At 73.4% G+C, this 16,594-nt stretch carries 13 protein-coding genes; 9 read left to right on the top strand and 4 right to left on the bottom strand.

Features of this window, described 5'->3' with window-relative positions; all coding sequences use genetic code 11:
* Positions 1-49 precede the first annotated feature (49 nt).
* The 5 genes from ABD323_RS26245 to ABD323_RS26225 all read left to right on the top strand — a co-directional run bounded on the left by ABD323_RS26245 (position 50) and on the right by ABD323_RS26225 (position 5,166).
* On the top strand, positions 50-535 hold the full coding sequence (locus tag ABD323_RS26245) for a DUF1453 domain-containing protein (protein WP_344444433.1): 486 nt from the start codon (positions 50-52) through the stop codon (positions 533-535).
* A gap of 30 nt (positions 536-565) precedes the next feature.
* Positions 566-1,726 carry a sensor histidine kinase gene (locus ABD323_RS26240; protein WP_344444432.1) on the top strand — a complete coding sequence of 387 codons (1,161 nt, stop codon included), beginning with the start codon at positions 566-568 and terminating at the stop codon, positions 1,724-1,726.
* A 210-nt stretch (positions 1,727-1,936) separates the two neighbouring features.
* Positions 1,937-2,614, top strand: a complete 678-nt coding sequence (locus ABD323_RS26235) for a response regulator (protein WP_425556159.1) — start codon at positions 1,937-1,939, stop codon at positions 2,612-2,614.
* A 330-nt stretch (positions 2,615-2,944) separates the two neighbouring features.
* A complete protein-coding gene (locus ABD323_RS26230) occupies positions 2,945-3,322 on the top strand; it encodes a DUF485 domain-containing protein (protein ID WP_344444430.1) in 378 nt (125 codons plus the stop codon).
* The gene (locus tag ABD323_RS26225) at positions 3,319-5,166 is read left to right on the top strand and encodes a solute symporter family protein (protein ID WP_344444429.1); all 1,848 of its coding nucleotides are present in this window, start codon (positions 3,319-3,321) and stop codon (positions 5,164-5,166) included. The genes ABD323_RS26230 and ABD323_RS26225 overlap by 4 nt, the downstream gene beginning before the upstream one ends.
* A 130-nt stretch (positions 5,167-5,296) precedes the next feature.
* Here the strand turns inward: ABD323_RS26225 and ABD323_RS26220 are convergent, their stop codons facing one another.
* From ABD323_RS26220 to ABD323_RS26210, 3 genes are all read right to left on the bottom strand, one after another.
* Complete coding sequence (locus ABD323_RS26220) at positions 5,297-6,436, bottom strand: NlpC/P60 family protein (RefSeq protein WP_344444428.1); 1,140 nt, start codon at positions 6,434-6,436, stop codon at positions 5,297-5,299.
* Between the two features lie 275 nt (positions 6,437-6,711).
* The gene (locus tag ABD323_RS26215; RefSeq protein WP_344444427.1) at positions 6,712-7,614 is read right to left on the bottom strand and encodes a ferredoxin family protein; all 903 of its coding nucleotides are present in this window, start codon (positions 7,612-7,614) and stop codon (positions 6,712-6,714) included.
* A 171-nt stretch (positions 7,615-7,785) separates the two neighbouring features.
* Entirely contained in the window at positions 7,786-10,245 is a 2,460-nt protein-coding gene (locus ABD323_RS26210) for a DNA gyrase/topoisomerase IV subunit A (protein WP_344444426.1), read from the bottom strand.
* Positions 10,246-10,543: 298 nt separating this feature from the next.
* Between ABD323_RS26210 and ABD323_RS26205 the strand changes: the two genes are divergently transcribed.
* From ABD323_RS26205 to ABD323_RS26190, 4 genes are all read left to right on the top strand, one after another.
* The gene (locus ABD323_RS26205) at positions 10,544-11,905 is read left to right on the top strand and encodes a M16 family metallopeptidase (protein ID WP_344444425.1); all 1,362 of its coding nucleotides are present in this window, start codon (positions 10,544-10,546) and stop codon (positions 11,903-11,905) included.
* Between the two features lie 17 nt (positions 11,906-11,922).
* A complete protein-coding gene (locus ABD323_RS26200; protein ID WP_425556158.1) occupies positions 11,923-13,290 on the top strand; it encodes a M16 family metallopeptidase in 1,368 nt (455 codons plus the stop codon).
* 463 nt (positions 13,291-13,753) lie between these two features.
* On the top strand, positions 13,754-14,947 hold the full coding sequence (locus ABD323_RS26195) for an RtcB family protein (RefSeq protein ID WP_344444423.1): 1,194 nt from the start codon (positions 13,754-13,756) through the stop codon (positions 14,945-14,947).
* A 290-nt stretch (positions 14,948-15,237) separates the two neighbouring features.
* A complete protein-coding gene (locus ABD323_RS26190) occupies positions 15,238-16,206 on the top strand; it encodes a serine protein kinase RIO (RefSeq protein ID WP_344444422.1) in 969 nt (322 codons plus the stop codon).
* 60 nt (positions 16,207-16,266) lie between these two features.
* Here the strand turns inward: ABD323_RS26190 and ABD323_RS26185 are convergent, their stop codons facing one another.
* Positions 16,267-16,470: a hypothetical protein gene (locus ABD323_RS26185; RefSeq protein WP_344444421.1), complete on the bottom strand. Its 204-nt coding sequence runs from the start codon at positions 16,468-16,470 to the stop codon at positions 16,267-16,269.
* Positions 16,471-16,594 lie beyond the last annotated feature (124 nt).

Raw genomic sequence — 16,594 nt, 5'->3', positions numbered from 1 at the left:
CGTAGCGTCGTGGCTGTCAGAAACCCCCTCTCGGGACGGAGAGAGTCCGATGGCCGGCCTCGTCAACATCGTTGTGATCCTCGCGGTGGTCGTGCTCATCGCGCGCCGCCAGTTCCAGGCCAAGAAGCTGGACACCGAGCGCCGCTTCTGGGTGCTGCCGCTGATCCTGGCCGCGCTCGCGCTGCGCGACCCGCACCTGATCGACCCGGCCCACAAGGTGGCGGCGATCGGCCTGTTGACCGCCTCGGTGCTCGTCGTCATGGCGATGGGCTCGGTCTGGGGGTGGACGGTGCGGATCTGGCGGGAGAGCGACGGCACGCTCTGGGCCAGGGGCACCGCGGCCACAGTGGCGGCCTGGGGTGGGCTGATAGCGATCCGGCTGGGCCTGTACGGGCTGGGTGCGGTGCTGCACGTGCACCAGGACTCCAACGCGTTGCTGCTCACGCTCGGCGCGCTGCTGCTGGTCCGCGGTGTCGTGGTGAACTGGAGGGCCCACCGCCTGGACTCCTCGCCCGACCTGCACGCGGTGGCCTGAGGGACCGCCGTGCTGCTGGAAGGACCGCTCGTGTCACTGGACACCTGGACGCGCTGGCCCTCTCGGGAGGCGCTGGCCCGCGAGGAGCGGTCCCGGCCCGGAGCGGTGCTGTCCTACGCGGGGCGACTGGCCCTCCTGCTGGCGGTCACGCTGGGGACCTTCGGCTCCGGACGGTTCACCGGGTGGGCGGTGCCGCTCGCGGTCCTTGGTCTGGCGGCGACCGGAGCGCTCTTCCAACTCCTCTTCCGGGTCAGTGGCCGGCACCGGCTCGGCTGGACGCTCGCCTCCATGGGGCTCCTGCTGGTCATCGCACCGGTGGCCCACTACCTGGGCGCCACCCTGCTGGCCAGCGCCACCTGGTGCTGGCTCGCGGTGATCGTCCTGGTGCGCCTGCCGCTGCTCGTGGCGCTGCCGTCCTGCGCGGCGACGCTCACCTCGTACGCGGTGTTCAGCGGGGACGGGGTCCTGGGGGTCTCCGCCACCGTGGTCGGACTCTCGCTGCTCGGCTACCTGCTGCGACTGGACGCCGAGGCGCGCGGGACGGCTCGGCGGCTGCTCCAGCAGGAGCGCGCGGCACGGGCGGCGGAGGCGGAGAGCGCGGCTCTCGCGGAGCGGGCCCGGATCGCGCGGGAGATCCACGACGTGTTGGCCCACAGTCTCTCCGCCCAGCTGGTCCATCTGGAGGCGGCCCGGCTGATGCTGGACGGCGGGGCGACGCGCGAGCAGGTCAGGGAGCGCGTGGTGGCCGCCCGGCGGATGGCCCAGGAGGGGTTGGTGGAGACCCGGCAGGCGCTCTCGGCCCTGCGGGGCGAGTTCACGGCGGTCGGGGAGTTCCTGGTGGAGCTCACCCAACGCGAACGCATCGCCCTGACCGTGTCGGGCACGCCCCGTCCGCTCGCCGCCGAAGCGGGTCTCGCGGTGCGGCGGACGGCGCAGGAGGCGGTCACCAACGTTCGCAAACACGCCGCCCGTGGCACGTGCACGATGGAACTGCGGTACCTGGAGGAGGCGGTGGAGCTGGAGGTCCGCAACAGCGGTGGCGCTCCCGACGAGGTGTCGGCGGTGCTGGCCGACAGCGGGAGCGGGTACGGTCTGCTGGGAATGCGCGAGCGGGCCGAACTCCTGGGCGGAAGCCTTCAGGCGGGCCCGGAGCAGGGCGGCTGGCTGGTCCTCCTGCGGGTACCGGCCTGACGGACACGGAGCGGAACTGGCATGAGCGAGCAGGGCGGTGGGCCGATCGGCGAGGGAGCCGGCGGAACGGGCGACTCGGGCGGTTCGGGTGGCTTCGACGTCCTCGGCGGCTCGGCGGGCGCAGCTGGCGCCGGTGCCCCGGGAGGCGAGGGCTCGGTGACCAGGGTGCTGGTGGCGGACGACCAGACCGTGGTCCGTGAGGGCATCGTCATGCTGCTCGGGCTGCTCCCCGGTATCACGGTGGTCGGGGCGGCCTCGGACGGCGAGGAGGCGGTGCGTCTGGTGGCGGAGCACGAGCCGCACGTCGTCCTGATGGACCTCCGGATGCCGCGCTGTGACGGTGTGGAGGCGACCCGGCGGATCCGGGCGCACCACCCCGGGACGGAAGTGGTGGTGCTGACCACCTATGCCGACGACGATTCGCTCTTTCCCGCCCTGCAGGCGGGTGCGCGCGGCTATCTCACCAAGGACGCGGGGGCGGACGAGATCGCCCGGGCCATCGCCGACGTGCGTTCAGGAGCGGCGGGCCTCTCGCCCCAGGTGCAGCGGCGGCTCCTGGAGCAGCTGGCCGGGCGGAGCGCCGGCGGTGCGCAGGGCGGCGAGGACGGCGGACCGGCAGGTCAGTCGCCTGCGGGCGGTCTGGCGCTGCAGAGCGGTGGGGCCGAGCGCCACCTGCCGGACGGGTTGACGGTGCGTGAGGCCGAGGTGCTCGCGTTGATCGCGGACGGCCTCTCGAACACCGAGATCGCCAAGGCGCTCTTCGTCAGCCCGGCCACCGTGAAGACGCACATCAACAACCTTTTCGCGAAGACCGCAGTAAGAGATCGTGCGCAAGCGGTCAGTTATGCATTCCGACATGGCATCTCTTCTCCTTCGCAAACGGACTGATCTCACCTTATCGAGTGAAAAGCCTGGCTGAATGCCGCAAATCGGTTTCTGGCACGCCATCATGGGACCGTCAGGGCGCCGTCGTTACGCCGACTGGATTCTTCGGGGCGGGCCGTCCGGAGTGCTCGGTGCCATCTACCGACGCCCACCGCTCGGTGGCGCCGTCCCGGGCCAGGAGCAGCTTTGGCACAGCACGAAATCACCGGATCCGCCGGTCGAACGCCCCGACGGGGCCAACGGTTCGACTGGTGGTCGGCCCCGGCTCCGTCGGCTCCCGCCCGTCCGTCCGCTCCCGCCGGGACGGTCCATCGACAGACCAGGAGGCGCCCCGTGGCAGCCGTCGTGGTCCCGGTGCAGCGCCCGATCAGACCGACCGAGGAGCCGCCGGACCCGGCAGCGGCCCAGGTGTACCGCGAGGTCCAGCAGAGTGAGGCCTTCCAGGAGATCCGGCGCAGTTACCGGAGTTTCGTCTTTCCGGCCACTGCGGTCTTCCTCGGCTGGTACCTGCTCTACGTGATCGCCCAGGCGGTCGCGCCGGATCTGATGCGCACACAGGTGGCCGGGCCGCTCAGCGTCGCCTGGACGCTGGGGCTGCTCCAGTTCGTCTCGACGTTCGTGATCACCTGGCTCTACTCCCGCAACGCCCGCATCAAGCGCGACCGGGCAGCCCTCGGCCTGCGCTGGGACACTCAGGACCAGCTCCGATGACTCTGACCGACGTACCGGCCGTCGTGGGCGCCCTGCCCGCGGCCGTCGCCCCCGCCCTGTCAGCCCCCGCACCGACCTCCGCCGCCACCGCCGCGTCCAGCGGTGCGCCCGCCGGCTCCCCGTTCCTGCCCGCCGTCTCGGTGCCGCACCCCGGCGGGATCCACCTGGCCCCACCCCGCCCGGCCGAGCTGCACCCGGCCGTGGGCCACCCGGTCGCACCGGTCCGCGCGGCGTTGGCGCCGGCGGCCGGTCAGCACCACGCGCTGGCCGTCGTGCTCTTCGCCCTCGTGGTCGTGGTGACGCTGGCCATCACCCTCTGGGTGGGCCGGCGCGGCCAGGCGGCCGAGGACTTCTACGCGGGCGGCCGCGACTTCGGGCCGCTGCAGAACGGCATCGCCCTGTCCGGCGACTACCTCTCGGCCGCCTCCTTCCTCGGGGTGACCGGTCTGATCGCCCTCTACGGCTACGACGGCGTCCTCTACAGCATCGGCTTCCTGGTCGCCTGGCTGGTGGTGCTGATGTGGGTGGCCGAGCTGGTGCGCAACACCGGCCGCTACACGCTGGCGGACGTGCTGGCCACCCGGATGCGCCAGCGTCCGGTGCGGGCCGCGGCCGGTACCGCCAGCGTGGTGGTCACGCTGCTCTACCTGATCGCGCAGATGGTCGGCGCCGGCAGCCTGGTGGCGCTGCTGCTGGGCACCACCGGCGCCGCCGCCAAGACCTGGACCATCGTGGCCGTCGGCGCCCTGATGATCATCTACGTCACGGTCGGCGGCATGCGGGCCACCACCTGGATCCAGATCGTCAAGGCGCTCATGCTGATGACCGGCGCGGTGCTGCTGACGGTCTGGGTGGTGGTGCGCTTCCACGGCGACCTCGCCGGCCTGATGCACGCGGCGGCCCGGGGGAGCGGGGCCGGCGAGCGCTACCTGGAGCCGGGCCTCAAGTACGGGGCCTCCGGCACCAGCCGGCTCGACTTCGTCAGCCTGGGGCTGGCCCTGGTGCTCGGTACGGCCGGCCTGCCGCACATCCTCTCCCGCTTCTACACGGTGCCCACCGCCCGGGCCGCCCGCCGTTCCACGATCTGGGCGATCGGCCTGGTCGGCTGCTTCTACCTGATGACCATCGTGCTCGGTCTGGGGGCCACCGCGCTGGTCGGCTCCAAGGCGGTGAAGGCCGCCAACTCCGCGGGGAACACCGCGGTGCCGCTGCTCGCGCTCAAGCTGGGCGGCGGTGAGGGCAGTACCGGGGGGACCCTCTTCTTCGCCCTCACCTCGGCCATTGCCTTCGCCACCATCCTCGCCGTGGTGGCCGGTCTGACGCTGGCCTCCTCGGTCTCCTTCGCCCACGACCTGTACGCCCAGGCCTTCCGCAGCCCGCGGCGGGCGCCGGTGACGGAGCGCCAGGAGGTGATCGTGGCCCGATTGGCGGCCGTGGTGATCGGCGGGCTCGCCATCGTGCTGAGCCTCTTCGCGCAGCGCCTGAACGTGGCCTTCCTGGTCAGTCTGGCCTTCGCGGTCGCGGCCTCGGCCAACCTCCCCACCCTGCTCTACAACCTCTTCTGGCGCCGCTTCACCACGCGCGGCGCCTGCTGGGCGACCTACGGCGGGCTGGTGCCGGCCCTGGGGCTGGTGCTGTTCTCGCCGGTCGTCTCCGGCAGCAGGACCGCGATGTTCCCGGGGGTCGACTTCCACTGGTTCCCGCTGGAGAACCCGGGCCTGATCTCCATCCCGCTCGGCTTCCTGATGGGCTGGATCGGCACGGTCAGCGGCGAGGAGCGCGCGGACTCGGACAAGTTCGCCGAGCTCGAGGTGCGGTCGTTGACCGGCGCCGGGGCGGTCTGAGAGCGCTCTGCGCGGCGCCGGTCGGCGCGCCGCACACGTCGGGCCCCCGGCAGCCCCGGCTGCCGGGGGCCCGCGACGTCGTGCTCGGTCCGCGCCGTTCGGCGTGACGCCCCGCTCGGTGAGGTGCCGGTCAGGTCCGGCTGGTCTGGGTCGGCCAGTAGCCCTGGTTGAGCGTGGAGATCCGCACGGTGGTCCCCGGGTGGGCCGCCTCGACGTACTTGCTGTTGCCGAGGTAGATGGCCACGTGGTGGATGCCCTCCGCGCTCCCGTCGGTGGACCAGAAGAGCAGGTCGCCGCGCTGCAGCTGGCTCGAGCGGATGGCCGTGGTCGCGGCGTACTGGTCGTTGGCGATCCGGGGGAGCGAGATCCCCGCGTGCCGGAACGAGGTCTGCACGAGCCCGGAGCAGTCGAAGCTGCCGGGGCCCGTGCCGCCCATCTTGAACGGCTTGCCCACCTGCGCGAGGGCGTACTCGACGGCGGTCTCGACGTCGCCGCTCGAGGCGGCGACGGCGGGGCTCGCGCCCTGGTCGGACCCGGTGGACGTGCTGCGCGTGGCGCCGCTCCGACCGGAGGTCCGGTTCTGGTAGGTGTCCAGGTGACGGGTCCAGCGCCACTCGCCCGAACTGTTCTGGAACCAGTAGACCGAGCCGTCCCAGCCCTGCTCGCCGGCGCCGCTGGAGGTGATCGCGACCGAGCCCCGGCCGTCGCCGTCGCCGTCGCCCGAGTCGTCGGCCGAGGTGGACCCCGAACCGCCGGTGCCCCGGTCGTCCGAGCCGTCCCCCGTCGCGGAGCCGGATGCGTCGTCGGACCCTTCGCCGGATCCGTCGTCATCGCTGTAGTCGCCCTCGTCACCGGCGTCGCTGGTGGCGTAGTCCGTGTCGTCCCCGGTGCCGGCGCCGTCGTCGGTCGCGTAGTCGGAGCCGTCGTCGGATCCGCCGGCGGTGCCGTAGTCGAGGCCGTCGTCACCGGTGGGGTCGTCGGTGCTCACCAGCCCGGGGCGGGCCTCGAGGTGGTCCGGGACCGCTGTCGCGCTCGCGAGGTCGGCGCTGAGGGCGATCGAACCCGCGCTGGCCACGATCGCCGCCGCCAGGCCGACCCGGTGGCGCAACCGTCCGGGCCGCTTGCGCTCGGAGCAGTCCGGCGGAGCCTGCTCGTGGTCCGGCTCGGTCACCTGGGCGGGCTCGGAGCCCGCGGCGGCGTCGGCATCGGTGTCGGCGTCGGGGGTGACGGGCGTCGGGGCGGCGTCGGCGGTCTTGAGGTCCGGCTTCATTTTTCCGGTGCATCCTTCCGTGCGCCCGGCCGGGCGGCCGGGGCGGCGCAGCGGGACCGGCAGCGGTCCGCTCCGCACAGCACTTCGGCCTCCGATCGAGAGCGGAAGCCGTCCTCGTGGGTGGTCCCACGGCCGCCACGCTAGGCGGCCGCGGCCCCGCCCGCCGCCGGGGACTGCGCCGATGGAGGGGTGACGCTCCGTAGGACCCGGGCCGTCACCGCGCCCGCCCCGCACGGTCCGCGGAGCCCGCGGGAGGCCCGGCCGCCACCGGACGGCTACTCGGCGGTGACCGACTCGACGTCCATCCGGGCCGGGTTGGCCGGCGTCTTGCCACAGCTCTCGGGCCGCGCCGGCTCACTCGGCACGGCGACCACCGTCACCCGCCAGCCGCGACCGTCGGTGTGCCGCACCCGGCAGGACCAGCCGCCCTGGGGCAACGGCTCCTGAGTGACCGTCAGACTGTCCGCCGCGCCCTCGTCGATCAGCAGGCGCACCGCGTGCTCGGCGGCCTGGCCGGGCCGGTCCCAGGAGGACCGCCCGCGCGAGAACTCCGGCACGACCCGTCCGGCGGCCGTCGCGGCGAGCACGTCCTTGGCCGCGGCCTCGGTGAGGCGCCCGTACGCGTAGCCGTAGGGCAGCACCAGCATGGTGGGCGAGAAGCGGTGACCGCCCAGATGGGTGATCTCCCAGACCTCGCTGTGTCCGGCCGCGGCCAGTTCGGCGGCCAGCGGCCGGCCGAGCAGGGCGCAGCACCGGTCGCGTCGGCCGTTGGTGCACACCAGGGCCAGCGGGCCGCCGGAGTGCGGGCTTCCGAAGCCACCGTGCTCGCCCGCGCCGGCGGCGGCCAGGTCCAGCGTCAGGAGCTCGGTGAGGTCCAGCAGCTCGGTCCGGCGGACCCAGCTGCGGCCCGGGGCGGTGTGCGCCAGGATCACCTGGTGTCCGCTGGTCGGCTGGTCGTCGGCGTGCCGCCCGGGGCGGCGGATCAGGGCCACCCGCACGCCGGTGCCTTCGGCCGCCGCGTCGAGGGCACGGCCGAACTCGGGGTCGAGATGGCTCTGGGTGAGGGCCTTCGCACCCCACGGACCGGGCTGCTCGATCAGCAGCCAGGTGGCGGCGGTGGCGGCGGTGGCCGCCAGCGGCTCGGCAAGGTCGCTCGACTGGCTCGCACAAGTGATCACTCGGATCAGCCTACCGGCGCCGCAAGGGCGGCCGGGCCGGTGCGGCCCCGGGGGATCCCGAAGCCGCACCGGCCCCACTGCACCGGCCCAACAGCACTGCCCAACGTCACCGGCCCTACCGCGTCACCGGTGCCGCCGGCGTCAGCGCAGCCGAGCGCGCACCCCGCCCGCTCAGGCGGGCCCGGCCACCGCCGCGACCGGCGTGGCCACCGGCGTCCCCGAGCCGTCCCGGCGCGGGTCGCGCTCGGGCAGCGTCACCGGGGTGCCGTTCGCGGCCGCGGCCCGCGCCGGCGCCGCACCCGCCCAGGCGAAGGCCAGCGCGTCCTCCCCGCGCAGGAAGCGCTGGCAGCGCACCCCGCCGGTGGCCCGGCCCTTGCGCGGGTACTGCTCGAAGGGCGTCACCTTCCAGCTGCTCTGCGCCTCGCCGGTCAGCGTGCCCGAGGCGCCCGCGACCGAGATCACCACCGCGTCCACCGCCGGGTCGACCGCCGTGAACGAGAGCACCCGGGCCCCGTCGGTGAGCTTGATGCCGGCCATGCCACCGGCCGGCCGGCCCTGCGGGCGCACCTGACCCGCCGGGTAGCGCAGCAGCTGGGCGTCGCTGCTGATGAAGACCAGGTCCTCCTCGCCGGTGCGCAGCTCGACCGCGCCCACCAGCTCGTCGCCCTCCTTGAGCGCGATCACCTCGAACTCGTCCTTGTTGGCGGGCCACTCGGGCACCACCCGCTTCACCACGCCCTGCACGGTGCCCAGCGCCAGGCCGGGCGAGGACTCGTCCAGCGTGGTCAGCGCGATCAGCCGCTCCCCGGCCTCCAGCCGCAGGAACTCGCTGACCTGCGCCCCGCCGGCCAGCGACAGGACGGGCTGCGGGGGCAGCGCCGGCAGGTCGATCACCGGCAGCCGCAGCACCCGGCCGGCCGAGGTCACGGCACCCACGTCGGCCCGCGCGGTGGCCGGCACCGAGGAGACGATCACGTCGTGCTTCGAGCGCCCGGTGGAGGGCTCGCCGAACTCGATCGGCTCGCTGTCCGCGGTGCGGGCCAGCAGCCCGGTCGAGGAGAGCAGCACCCGGCACGGGTCGTCCGCCACCTCGAGCGGCACCGAGAGCGCCGCTGAGGGGACCGCCCCCGCCTCCAGCAGCACCGTGCGCCGCTCGGTGCCGAACTGCTTGGAGACCGCCGCCAGCTCGCCGGAGACCACACCGCGCAGCTTGCTGTCCGACTCCAGGATCTCGGTCAGCTCGGCGATCTCCGCCGTCAGCTTGGCCTGCTCGGTCTCCAGCTCGACCCGGTCGAAGCGGGTCAGCCGGCGCAGCGGGGTGTCCAGGATGTAGGCGGTCTGGATCTCGGAGAGCGAGAAGCGCTCCATCAGCCGGTCCTTGGCCTGCGCCGCGTTGTCGCTGGAGCGGATCAGCGCGATGACCTCGTCGATGTCGACCAGCGCCACCAGCAGGCCCTCGACCAGGTGCAGCCGCTCCTGGCGCTTGCGCCGCCGGAACTCGCTGCGCCGGCGGACCACCTCGAAGCGGTGGTCGACGTAGACCTCCAGCAGCTCCTTGAGGCCCAGCGTCAACGGCTGGCCGTCCACCAGCGCGACGTTGTTGATGCCGAAGGTCTCCTCCATCGGCGTCAGCTTGTAGAGCTGCTCCAGCAGGGCCTCGGGCACGAAGCCGTTCTTGACCTCGATCACCAGCCGCAGGCCGTGCTCGCGGTCGGTGAGGTCCTTGACGTCGGCGATGCCCTGCAGCTTCTTGGCGTTGACCAGGTCCTTGATCTTGGCGATCACCTTCTCCGGGCCGACCGTGAACGGCAGCTCGGTGACCACGATGCCCTTGCGCCGGGCCGTGACGTTCTCGACCGTCGTGGTGGCACGGATCTTGAAGGTGCCGCGGCCGTTCTCGTAGGCGTCGCGGATGCCGGACAGGCCCACGATCCGGCCGCCGGTGGGCAGGTCGGGGCCGGGGACGAAGCGCATCAGGGTGTCGAGGTCGGCGCTCGGATGCTTGATCAGGTGCCGGGCGGCGGCGATGACTTCGGTCAGGTTGTGCGGCGGCATGTTGGTCGCCATGCCGACCGCGATCCCCGAGGCGCCGTTCACCAGCAGGTTCGGGAAGGCGGCCGGGAGCACCACCGGCTCCTGCTCGCTGCCGTCGTAGTTGGGGCCGAAGTCGACGGTGTCCTCGTGGATCGACTCCACCAGCGCCATCGCGGCCGCGGTCAGCCGCGACTCGGTGTAGCGCATCGCGGCCGGCGGGTCGTCGTTGCCGAGCGAGCCGAAGTTGCCGTGTCCGTCGATCAGCGGCACCCGCATCGAGAACGGCTGCGCCATCCGGACGATGGAGTCGTAGATCGAGGCGTCCCCGTGCGGGTGCAGTCGACCCATCACCTCGCCCACCACGCGGGCGCACTTCACGTGCGCGCGCTCGGGCCGCAGGCCCATCTCGTTGGCCTGGTAGAGGATGCGCCGGTGCACCGGCTTGAGACCGTCCCGCGCGTCCGGCAGAGCGCGGGAGTAAATCACCGAGTAGGCGTACTCCAGGAAGGAACCCTGCATCTCGTCCACGACGTCGACATCGAGGATCCGCTCCTCGAAGTCTCCGGGCGGCGGGGTCGGCGAACTGCGGCGGGCCATCGCGGCGGGGCTCCCTTGCGTCTGTCAGCTGCTTCACACGTCGTGCGTCGGTGGTGCTTCACATGTCGTCACCGGGGTACGGCGCCCCCCATTGTGGACCCTCGCACGGACACTCCCCGCCCAGGGCCGCCCGGTGGTGGTGCGCCCGGTCGGCACGGGTGTCCCGCGGCGCTCCCCGCGGTGCTTCCGCCGGTGGCGAACGCGCGGCCCGCGCGGGCACATCCCGGCGCCCTGCGCGTTGCACCACAATGGGGCCGTAGACACCCCCGACCCAACCTGACGGGAAGGACCCGAGCGCATGGCCAACCCGGCCCCCGCCTCCACCCGAGGCATCGCCATCACCGAGCACCGCCTGGCCAACGGCCTGCGGGTGGTGCTCTCCGAGGACCACCTCACCCCGGTCGCCGCGGTCTGCCTCTGGTACGACGTCGGCTCCCGGCACGAGGTGAAGGGCCGCACCGGACTGGCGCACCTCTTCGAGCACCTGATGTTCCAGGGCTCGAAGAACGTCTCCAACAACGGGCACTTCGAACTGGTCCAGGCCGCCGGCGGCTCGCTCAACGGGACCACCAGCTTCGAGCGCACCAACTACTTCGAGACCATGCCGGCCCACCAGCTCGAGCTCGCGCTGTGGCTGGAGGCCGACCGGATGGGCTCGCTGCTGGCCGCCCTCGACGAGGCGTCGATGGAGAACCAGCGCGACGTCGTCAAGAACGAGCGCCGCGAGCGGTACGACAACGTGCCCTACGGCACCGCCTTCGAGCGGCTCACCGCGCTCTCCTTCCCCGAGGGCCACCCCTACCACCACACCCCGATCGGCTCGATGGCCGACCTGGACGCCGCCACCCTGGAGGACGCCCGGGCGTTCTTCCGGACGTACTACGCGCCCAACAACGCCGTGCTCTCGGTGGTCGGCGACATCGACCCCGAGCAGGCCATCGCCTGGGTGGAGAGGTACTTCGGCAGCATCCCCGGCCACGACGGCAAGACGCCGCCGCGCGACGGTTCGCTGCCCGCGACCATCGGCACGGAGATCCGCGAGCTGGTCGAGGAGGAGGTCCCCTCCCGCGCGCTGATGGCGGCCTTCCGACTGCCGCAGGACGGCACCCGCGAGTCCGACGCGGCCGACCTGGCGCTGACCGTGCTCGGCTCCGGCGAGTCCAGCCGGCTCTACAACCGGCTGGTCAGGCGCGACCGCACCGCGGTGACGGCCGGTTTCGGCCTGCTGCGGCTGTCCGGCGCCCCCTCGCTGGGCTGGCTCGACGTCAAGACCTCGGGCGAGGCCACCATCGCGCAGGTCGAGGCCGCCGTGGACGAGGAGCTGGCCCGGTTCGCGGCCGAGGGCCCCACGCCCGAGGAGCTCGAGCGCGCCCAGGCGCAGATCGAGCGCGAGTGGCTCGACCGGCTCACCACGGTGGCCGGCCGGGCGGACGAGCTCTGCCGCTTCGCGGTGCTCTTCGGCGACCCCAACCTCGTCAACACCGCGCTGTCCCGGGTCATGGACGTCACCGCCGAGGAGGTCAAGGCCCTGGCCGCCGCCCGGCTGCGCCCCGACAACCGCGCCGTCCTCGTCTACGAACCCCCCACCAGCACCGATGCCACGGACTCCGGCGACGCTTCCGACGCCACCTCCGGCCCCGTCGAGGAGGACGCCGCATGAGCACCTTCGTCCCCACCATGACCTTCCACCCGCAGCCGCAGCCGGGCACGCCCACCCCGTGGGCGTTCCCCGCGCCGACCCGCAGCGCGCTCGCCAACGGGCTCACCGTGCTGCACTGCGACCGCCCCGGCCAGCAGCTGGTGGCCGTCGACGTGCTGCTCGACGCCCCGCTGGCCGCCGAGCCGGCCGGACTCGACGGGGTGGCCACCATCCTGGCCAGGGCGTTCACCGCGGGCACCGACAAGCTCAGCGCCGAGGAGTTCGCCGCCGAGCTGGAGCGGGTCGGCGCGACGCTGGACGCGCACGCCGACCACCCGTGCATCCGGGTCGTCCTGGAGGTCCCGGTCTCCCGGCTGGAGCGCGGCCTGAGCCTGCTGGCCGACGCGCTGCGCGCCCCCGCGCTGCCCGTCGACGAGATCGAGCGGCTGGTCGCCAACCGGCTCGACGAGCTCGTCCACGAGCAGGCCAACCCCGCCCGGCAGGCCGCGAAGGCTTTCTACGCCGAGCTGTTCGACGAGGCCGACCGGCTCTCGCGCCCGCGGGCCGGCAGCGCCGAGACCGTCAAGGTGATCGACCGCGAGGCCGTGCTGGCCTTCTACCGCGCGCACGTGCGCCCCGCCACGGCCTCCGTGGTGGTGGTCGGCGACCTGGGCGCCGTGGACCTGCCCGCCCTGCTCGAGAACACCCTCGGCAGCTGGAGCGGCGAGAGCGCCGCCGCGTCGGTGGCCGCGCCGGTCACCGCCGACGACGCGGCCCGGGTGGTCATCGTGGACCGTCCCGGCGCGGTGCAGACCCAGCTGCTGATCGGCCGGATCGGCCCCGACCGGCACGACCCGAGCTGGGCGGCGCAGACGCTCGGCACCTACTGCCTCGGCGGCACCCTCACCTCCCGCCTGGACCGGGTGCTGCGCGAGGAGAAGGGCTACACCTACGGGGTGCGGGCCTTCGCGCAGCCGCTGCGCTCCAACCCCGAGGGCTCGGGACGGGCCGTGCTGGCGATCAGCGGCTCGGTGGACACCGCCTCCACCGCCCCCGCGCTCGCCGACATCTGGACCATCCTGCGCACCCTGGCCGCCGAGGGCCTCACCGACGGCGAGCGGGAGGAGGCGGTGCAGTATCTGGTCGGCGTCGCGCCGCTGAAGTACGAGACCGCGGGTGCGGTCGCGGCCACCCTGGCCGACCAGGTCGAGCAGCACCTGCCCGACGACTTCCAGGCCACGGTCTACCGCCAGCTCGCGGAGCTGGGCACCGAGGCGGCCACCGCGGCCGTGGTCGCGGCCTTCCCGCCCGAGCGCCTGGTCACCGTGCTGGTCGGCGACGCCTCGGTGATCGCCGAGCCGGTCCGGGCGCTGGGCCTGGGCGAGGTCACGGTCGTCGCCAACTGAGGCGGACCGTCACCAGGTCGACGATCGCCTGAGCTACCGACGAAGGCCCGGCGGGGCGACCCGCCGGGCCTTCGCGGTGCCCGCCCGCACCGCCCGCGGGCCCCGCAAATCCCCTTGCACGAGCCGAGGGCGGCATGGGTTGATAGCCCCGTCGCACCGCGCGGCGGTCGAGCAGACGACGAGGAGAGGAGGCGGTCATCATGCGGGTCGAGCCAGCCGGCAGGCGCAACAGCGTCGCGCGCTCCCCGAGGCCGTCCCGTCCCTCGCCGTTGTGTCGCGGGGCACGCCGTTCCGCACCGCGCCGCCGCACCGCCGCCTGAGCCCGCCCGCACCTCGCGCGGGCCGCGCCCCCTGTCTTCCCGAGCCACGCCGGACGCTTCGCGTGGCCGCTCCACCAGCACCGATGCCCGCGCGAACCGCGCGACTAGGCTTGATCTGTCGACCTTTGGGGGTCTGTTCCACCATGTCGTACACCGAGGTTCCCGGCGCCCGCGTACCGATCCGGATGTGGGCCGACCCGGCCACCGTCGAGGGCGCGGCCCTGCAGCAGCTGCGCAACATCTCCACCCTCCCGTGGCTGCACGGCCTGGCCGTGATGCCGGACGTGCACCTGGGCAAGGGCGCCACCGTCGGCTCCGTGATCGCCATGAAGGGCGCGGTCTGCCCGGCCGCGGTCGGCGTGGACATCGGCTGCGGGATGAGCGCCGTCAAGACCTCCCTCGACGCCCGCGACCTGCCGGACGACCTGGGCCGGCTGCGCTCGAAGATCGAGCAGCTCATCCCGGTCGGCCGGGGTGCGCACGCCGAGCCGGTCGACCCGGGCAAGCTGCACGGCTTCGCGGCCGCCGGCTGGGACGACTTCTGGGACCGCTTCGAGGGCGTGGCGCCCGAGGTCAAGTGGCGTCGCGAGCGGGCGATGCAGCAGATGGGCTCGCTGGGCAGCGGTAACCACTTCATCGAGGTCTGCGTCGACGACACCGGCGCGGTCTGGCTGATGCTGCACTCCGGTTCGCGCAACATCGGCAAGGAGCTGGCGGAGCACCACATGACGGTCGCCCGCTCGCTCCCGCACAACCAGGGCATCGTCGACCGCGACCTCGCCGTCTTCATCTCCGACACCCCGCAGATGAACGCCTACCGCCAGGACCTGTTCTGGGCGCAGGAGTACGCGAAGAACAACCGCGCGGTGATGATGGCGCTCTTCCAGGACGTGGTCCGCCGCGAGTTCCCGCGGGCCCGGGTCGCCTTCGACGAGGTGATCAGCTGCCACCACAACTACGTCAGCGAGGAGCGCTACGACGGCGTCGACCTGCTGGTCACCCGCAAGGGGGCGATCAGCGCGGGGACGGGGGAGTGGGGGATCATCCCGGGCTCGATGGGCACCAGTTCGTTCATCGTGCGCGGGCTGGGCAACCCGGCGTCCTTCAACTCCGCCTCGCACGGCGCGGGTCGCAAGATGAGCCGGACGGCGGCGAAGAAGCGGTTCACCACGCGCGACCTGGTGGAGCAGACCAAGGGCGTGGAGTGCCGTAAGGACAGCGGGGTGGTGGACGAGATCCCGGGTGCGTACAAGTCGATCGACAAGGTGATGGCACAGCAGCGGGACCTGGTCCAGGTCGTCGCCGAGCTGAAGCAGGTCGTCTGCGTCAAGGGCTGAGCCGGTGGCGGCGGGGCGCGGACCCTGGGGGGATCCCCGGGGCCCGCGCCCCGCCGGTAATTCGGTTGCGCCCGTGGCGGGTGGCGCGGGAGCATCGGGGAACTGCCGGACCGGGCGGGTTGCCGCCCGGTCGTGACGAGAGACGAGGAGGTGTGTCGTGATGGTTGCCGCCACGACGCGGCGCGCCTTGACCTGCGCGCCAGACGCCCTCTCTCGTTCTCTGCCCGCCGGCTGACGACGCGTCGCTGGACGCATCCTGCGGTGGGCCCATCCCGCAGGAGACCTCTCACATGCGTGAGCGCATGACCGACGGCGAGTCCTTCAGCCGCATCCGCCCCAAGGGCGCCGGCAAGGGCGGCAACCGACGCAACCACCACGACGACGCCGCCTTCGAGGAGGCGTTCGCCGAGTACACCCACCGCTTCTGGCCCGAGCAGGCGGACGACGCCGGGCCCGCGCCCGCTGCCGACGGGCCGCCGGTGGGCGACCGCTGGTCCACCTGGGACCAGTCCACGCCAAGCGAGAAGGGTCCCGAGCCGCGTCCCGACTGGGTGGTGACCGACCTGGCCGCCGTCGACACCGAGTTCGGCATCGTCAAGACCGGCAAGGAGGCCGACGTCTTCCTGGTGGAGCGCGGCGTGCCGGGCACCGAGCGGCGCACGCTGCTGGCGGCCAAGCGCTACCGGGACGGCCAGCACCGGCTCTTCCACCGCGACTCCGGTTACCTGGAGGGCCGCGCCCACAAGGAGTCGCGGGTCAGCCGCGCGATGGCCAAGCGCACCGACTTCGGCAAGCAGGCCATCGCCGGTCAGTGGGCCGCGGCCGAGTTCGCCGCGCTCTCCCGGCTCTGGCTGGCGGGGGCCGCGGTGCCGTACCCGGTGCAGATCCTGGGCACCGAGATCCTCATGGAGTTCATCGGCGACGCCTCCGGTGCGGCCGCGCCCCGGCTGGCCCAGACCCGGCCGCCGGCCGCCGAGTTGGCGGACCTGTGGGAGCAGCTCGGGTTCAGCCTGTCGCTGCTGGCCCGGGACGGCTACGCGCACGGTGACCTGTCGGCGTACAACATCCTGGTCCACGAGGGGCGGCTGGTGATCATCGACGTGCCGCAGATCGTCGACGTCGTCGCCAACCCGCGCGGGCGCTCGTTCCTGGAGCGTGACGTGCGCAACGTCGGCGCCTGGTTCGTCTCCCAGGGGCTGGCCGAGGAGCGGGTCGAGGAGCTGGTCCGGGTGCTGGCGTTCGACGCCAGGCTCGACTGACGGCCGCGGCGCGCGGGCGGCCCCCTCCCGGCCCGCTGCCCGGCCGCACCCGGCCGGTGGTCAGGCCGCGCGGCGCAGCAGCAGGGTGGCGAACCCGGCGCTCTCGCGCCGGCGCAGCCAGTGCGCGCGCTGCTCGTCCGCGGCCTGCCGCACCTGCTCGCGGTCGGGGTGCCCGGGGTGGTCGAGGGCCCACTGGGCCAGCGCGCCGCTGCGGTGCCAGGCGTAGTCGTCGAGCTCCTGCCGGCTGCTGGTGTGCCCGTACACCGGGACCCAGCCGTCGGCCAGGACGCCCTCGACCAGGGCCGGCAGCTCGGGGGGGGGCGGGGGCGGGGGGGCGGGGGGGGGGGGGGGGGGGGGGTGGGGGGGGGGGGGGGGGGGGGGCGGGGGG

This window comes from Kitasatospora nipponensis, assembly GCF_039528135.1.
Taxonomy (GTDB): Bacteria; Actinomycetota; Actinomycetes; order Streptomycetales; family Streptomycetaceae; genus Kitasatospora; species Kitasatospora nipponensis.
This window is presented reverse-complemented; position numbering and strand designations above follow the sequence as displayed.

Excerpts from the sequence above, each read along its gene's own strand:
- ABD323_RS26205 (WP_344444425.1), top strand. The coding sequence starts at position 10,544 with ATGGCCAACCCGGCCCCCGCCTCCACCCGAGGCATCGCCATCACCGAG.
- ABD323_RS26200 (WP_425556158.1), top strand. The coding sequence starts at position 11,923 with ATGACCTTCCACCCGCAGCCGCAGCCGGGCACGCCCACCCCGTGGGCG.
- ABD323_RS26195 (WP_344444423.1), top strand. The coding sequence starts at position 13,754 with ATGTCGTACACCGAGGTTCCCGGCGCCCGCGTACCGATCCGGATGTGG.
- ABD323_RS26225 (WP_344444429.1), top strand. The coding sequence starts at position 3,319 with ATGACTCTGACCGACGTACCGGCCGTCGTGGGCGCCCTGCCCGCGGCC.
- ABD323_RS26210 (WP_344444426.1), bottom strand. The coding sequence starts at position 10,245 with ATGGCCCGCCGCAGTTCGCCGACCCCGCCGCCCGGAGACTTCGAGGAG.
- ABD323_RS26235 (WP_425556159.1), top strand. The coding sequence starts at position 1,937 with ATGCTGCTCGGGCTGCTCCCCGGTATCACGGTGGTCGGGGCGGCCTCG.
- ABD323_RS26190 (WP_344444422.1), top strand. The coding sequence starts at position 15,238 with ATGCGTGAGCGCATGACCGACGGCGAGTCCTTCAGCCGCATCCGCCCC.
- ABD323_RS26220 (WP_344444428.1), bottom strand. The coding sequence starts at position 6,436 with ATGAAGCCGGACCTCAAGACCGCCGACGCCGCCCCGACGCCCGTCACC.
- ABD323_RS26245 (WP_344444433.1), top strand. The coding sequence starts at position 50 with ATGGCCGGCCTCGTCAACATCGTTGTGATCCTCGCGGTGGTCGTGCTC.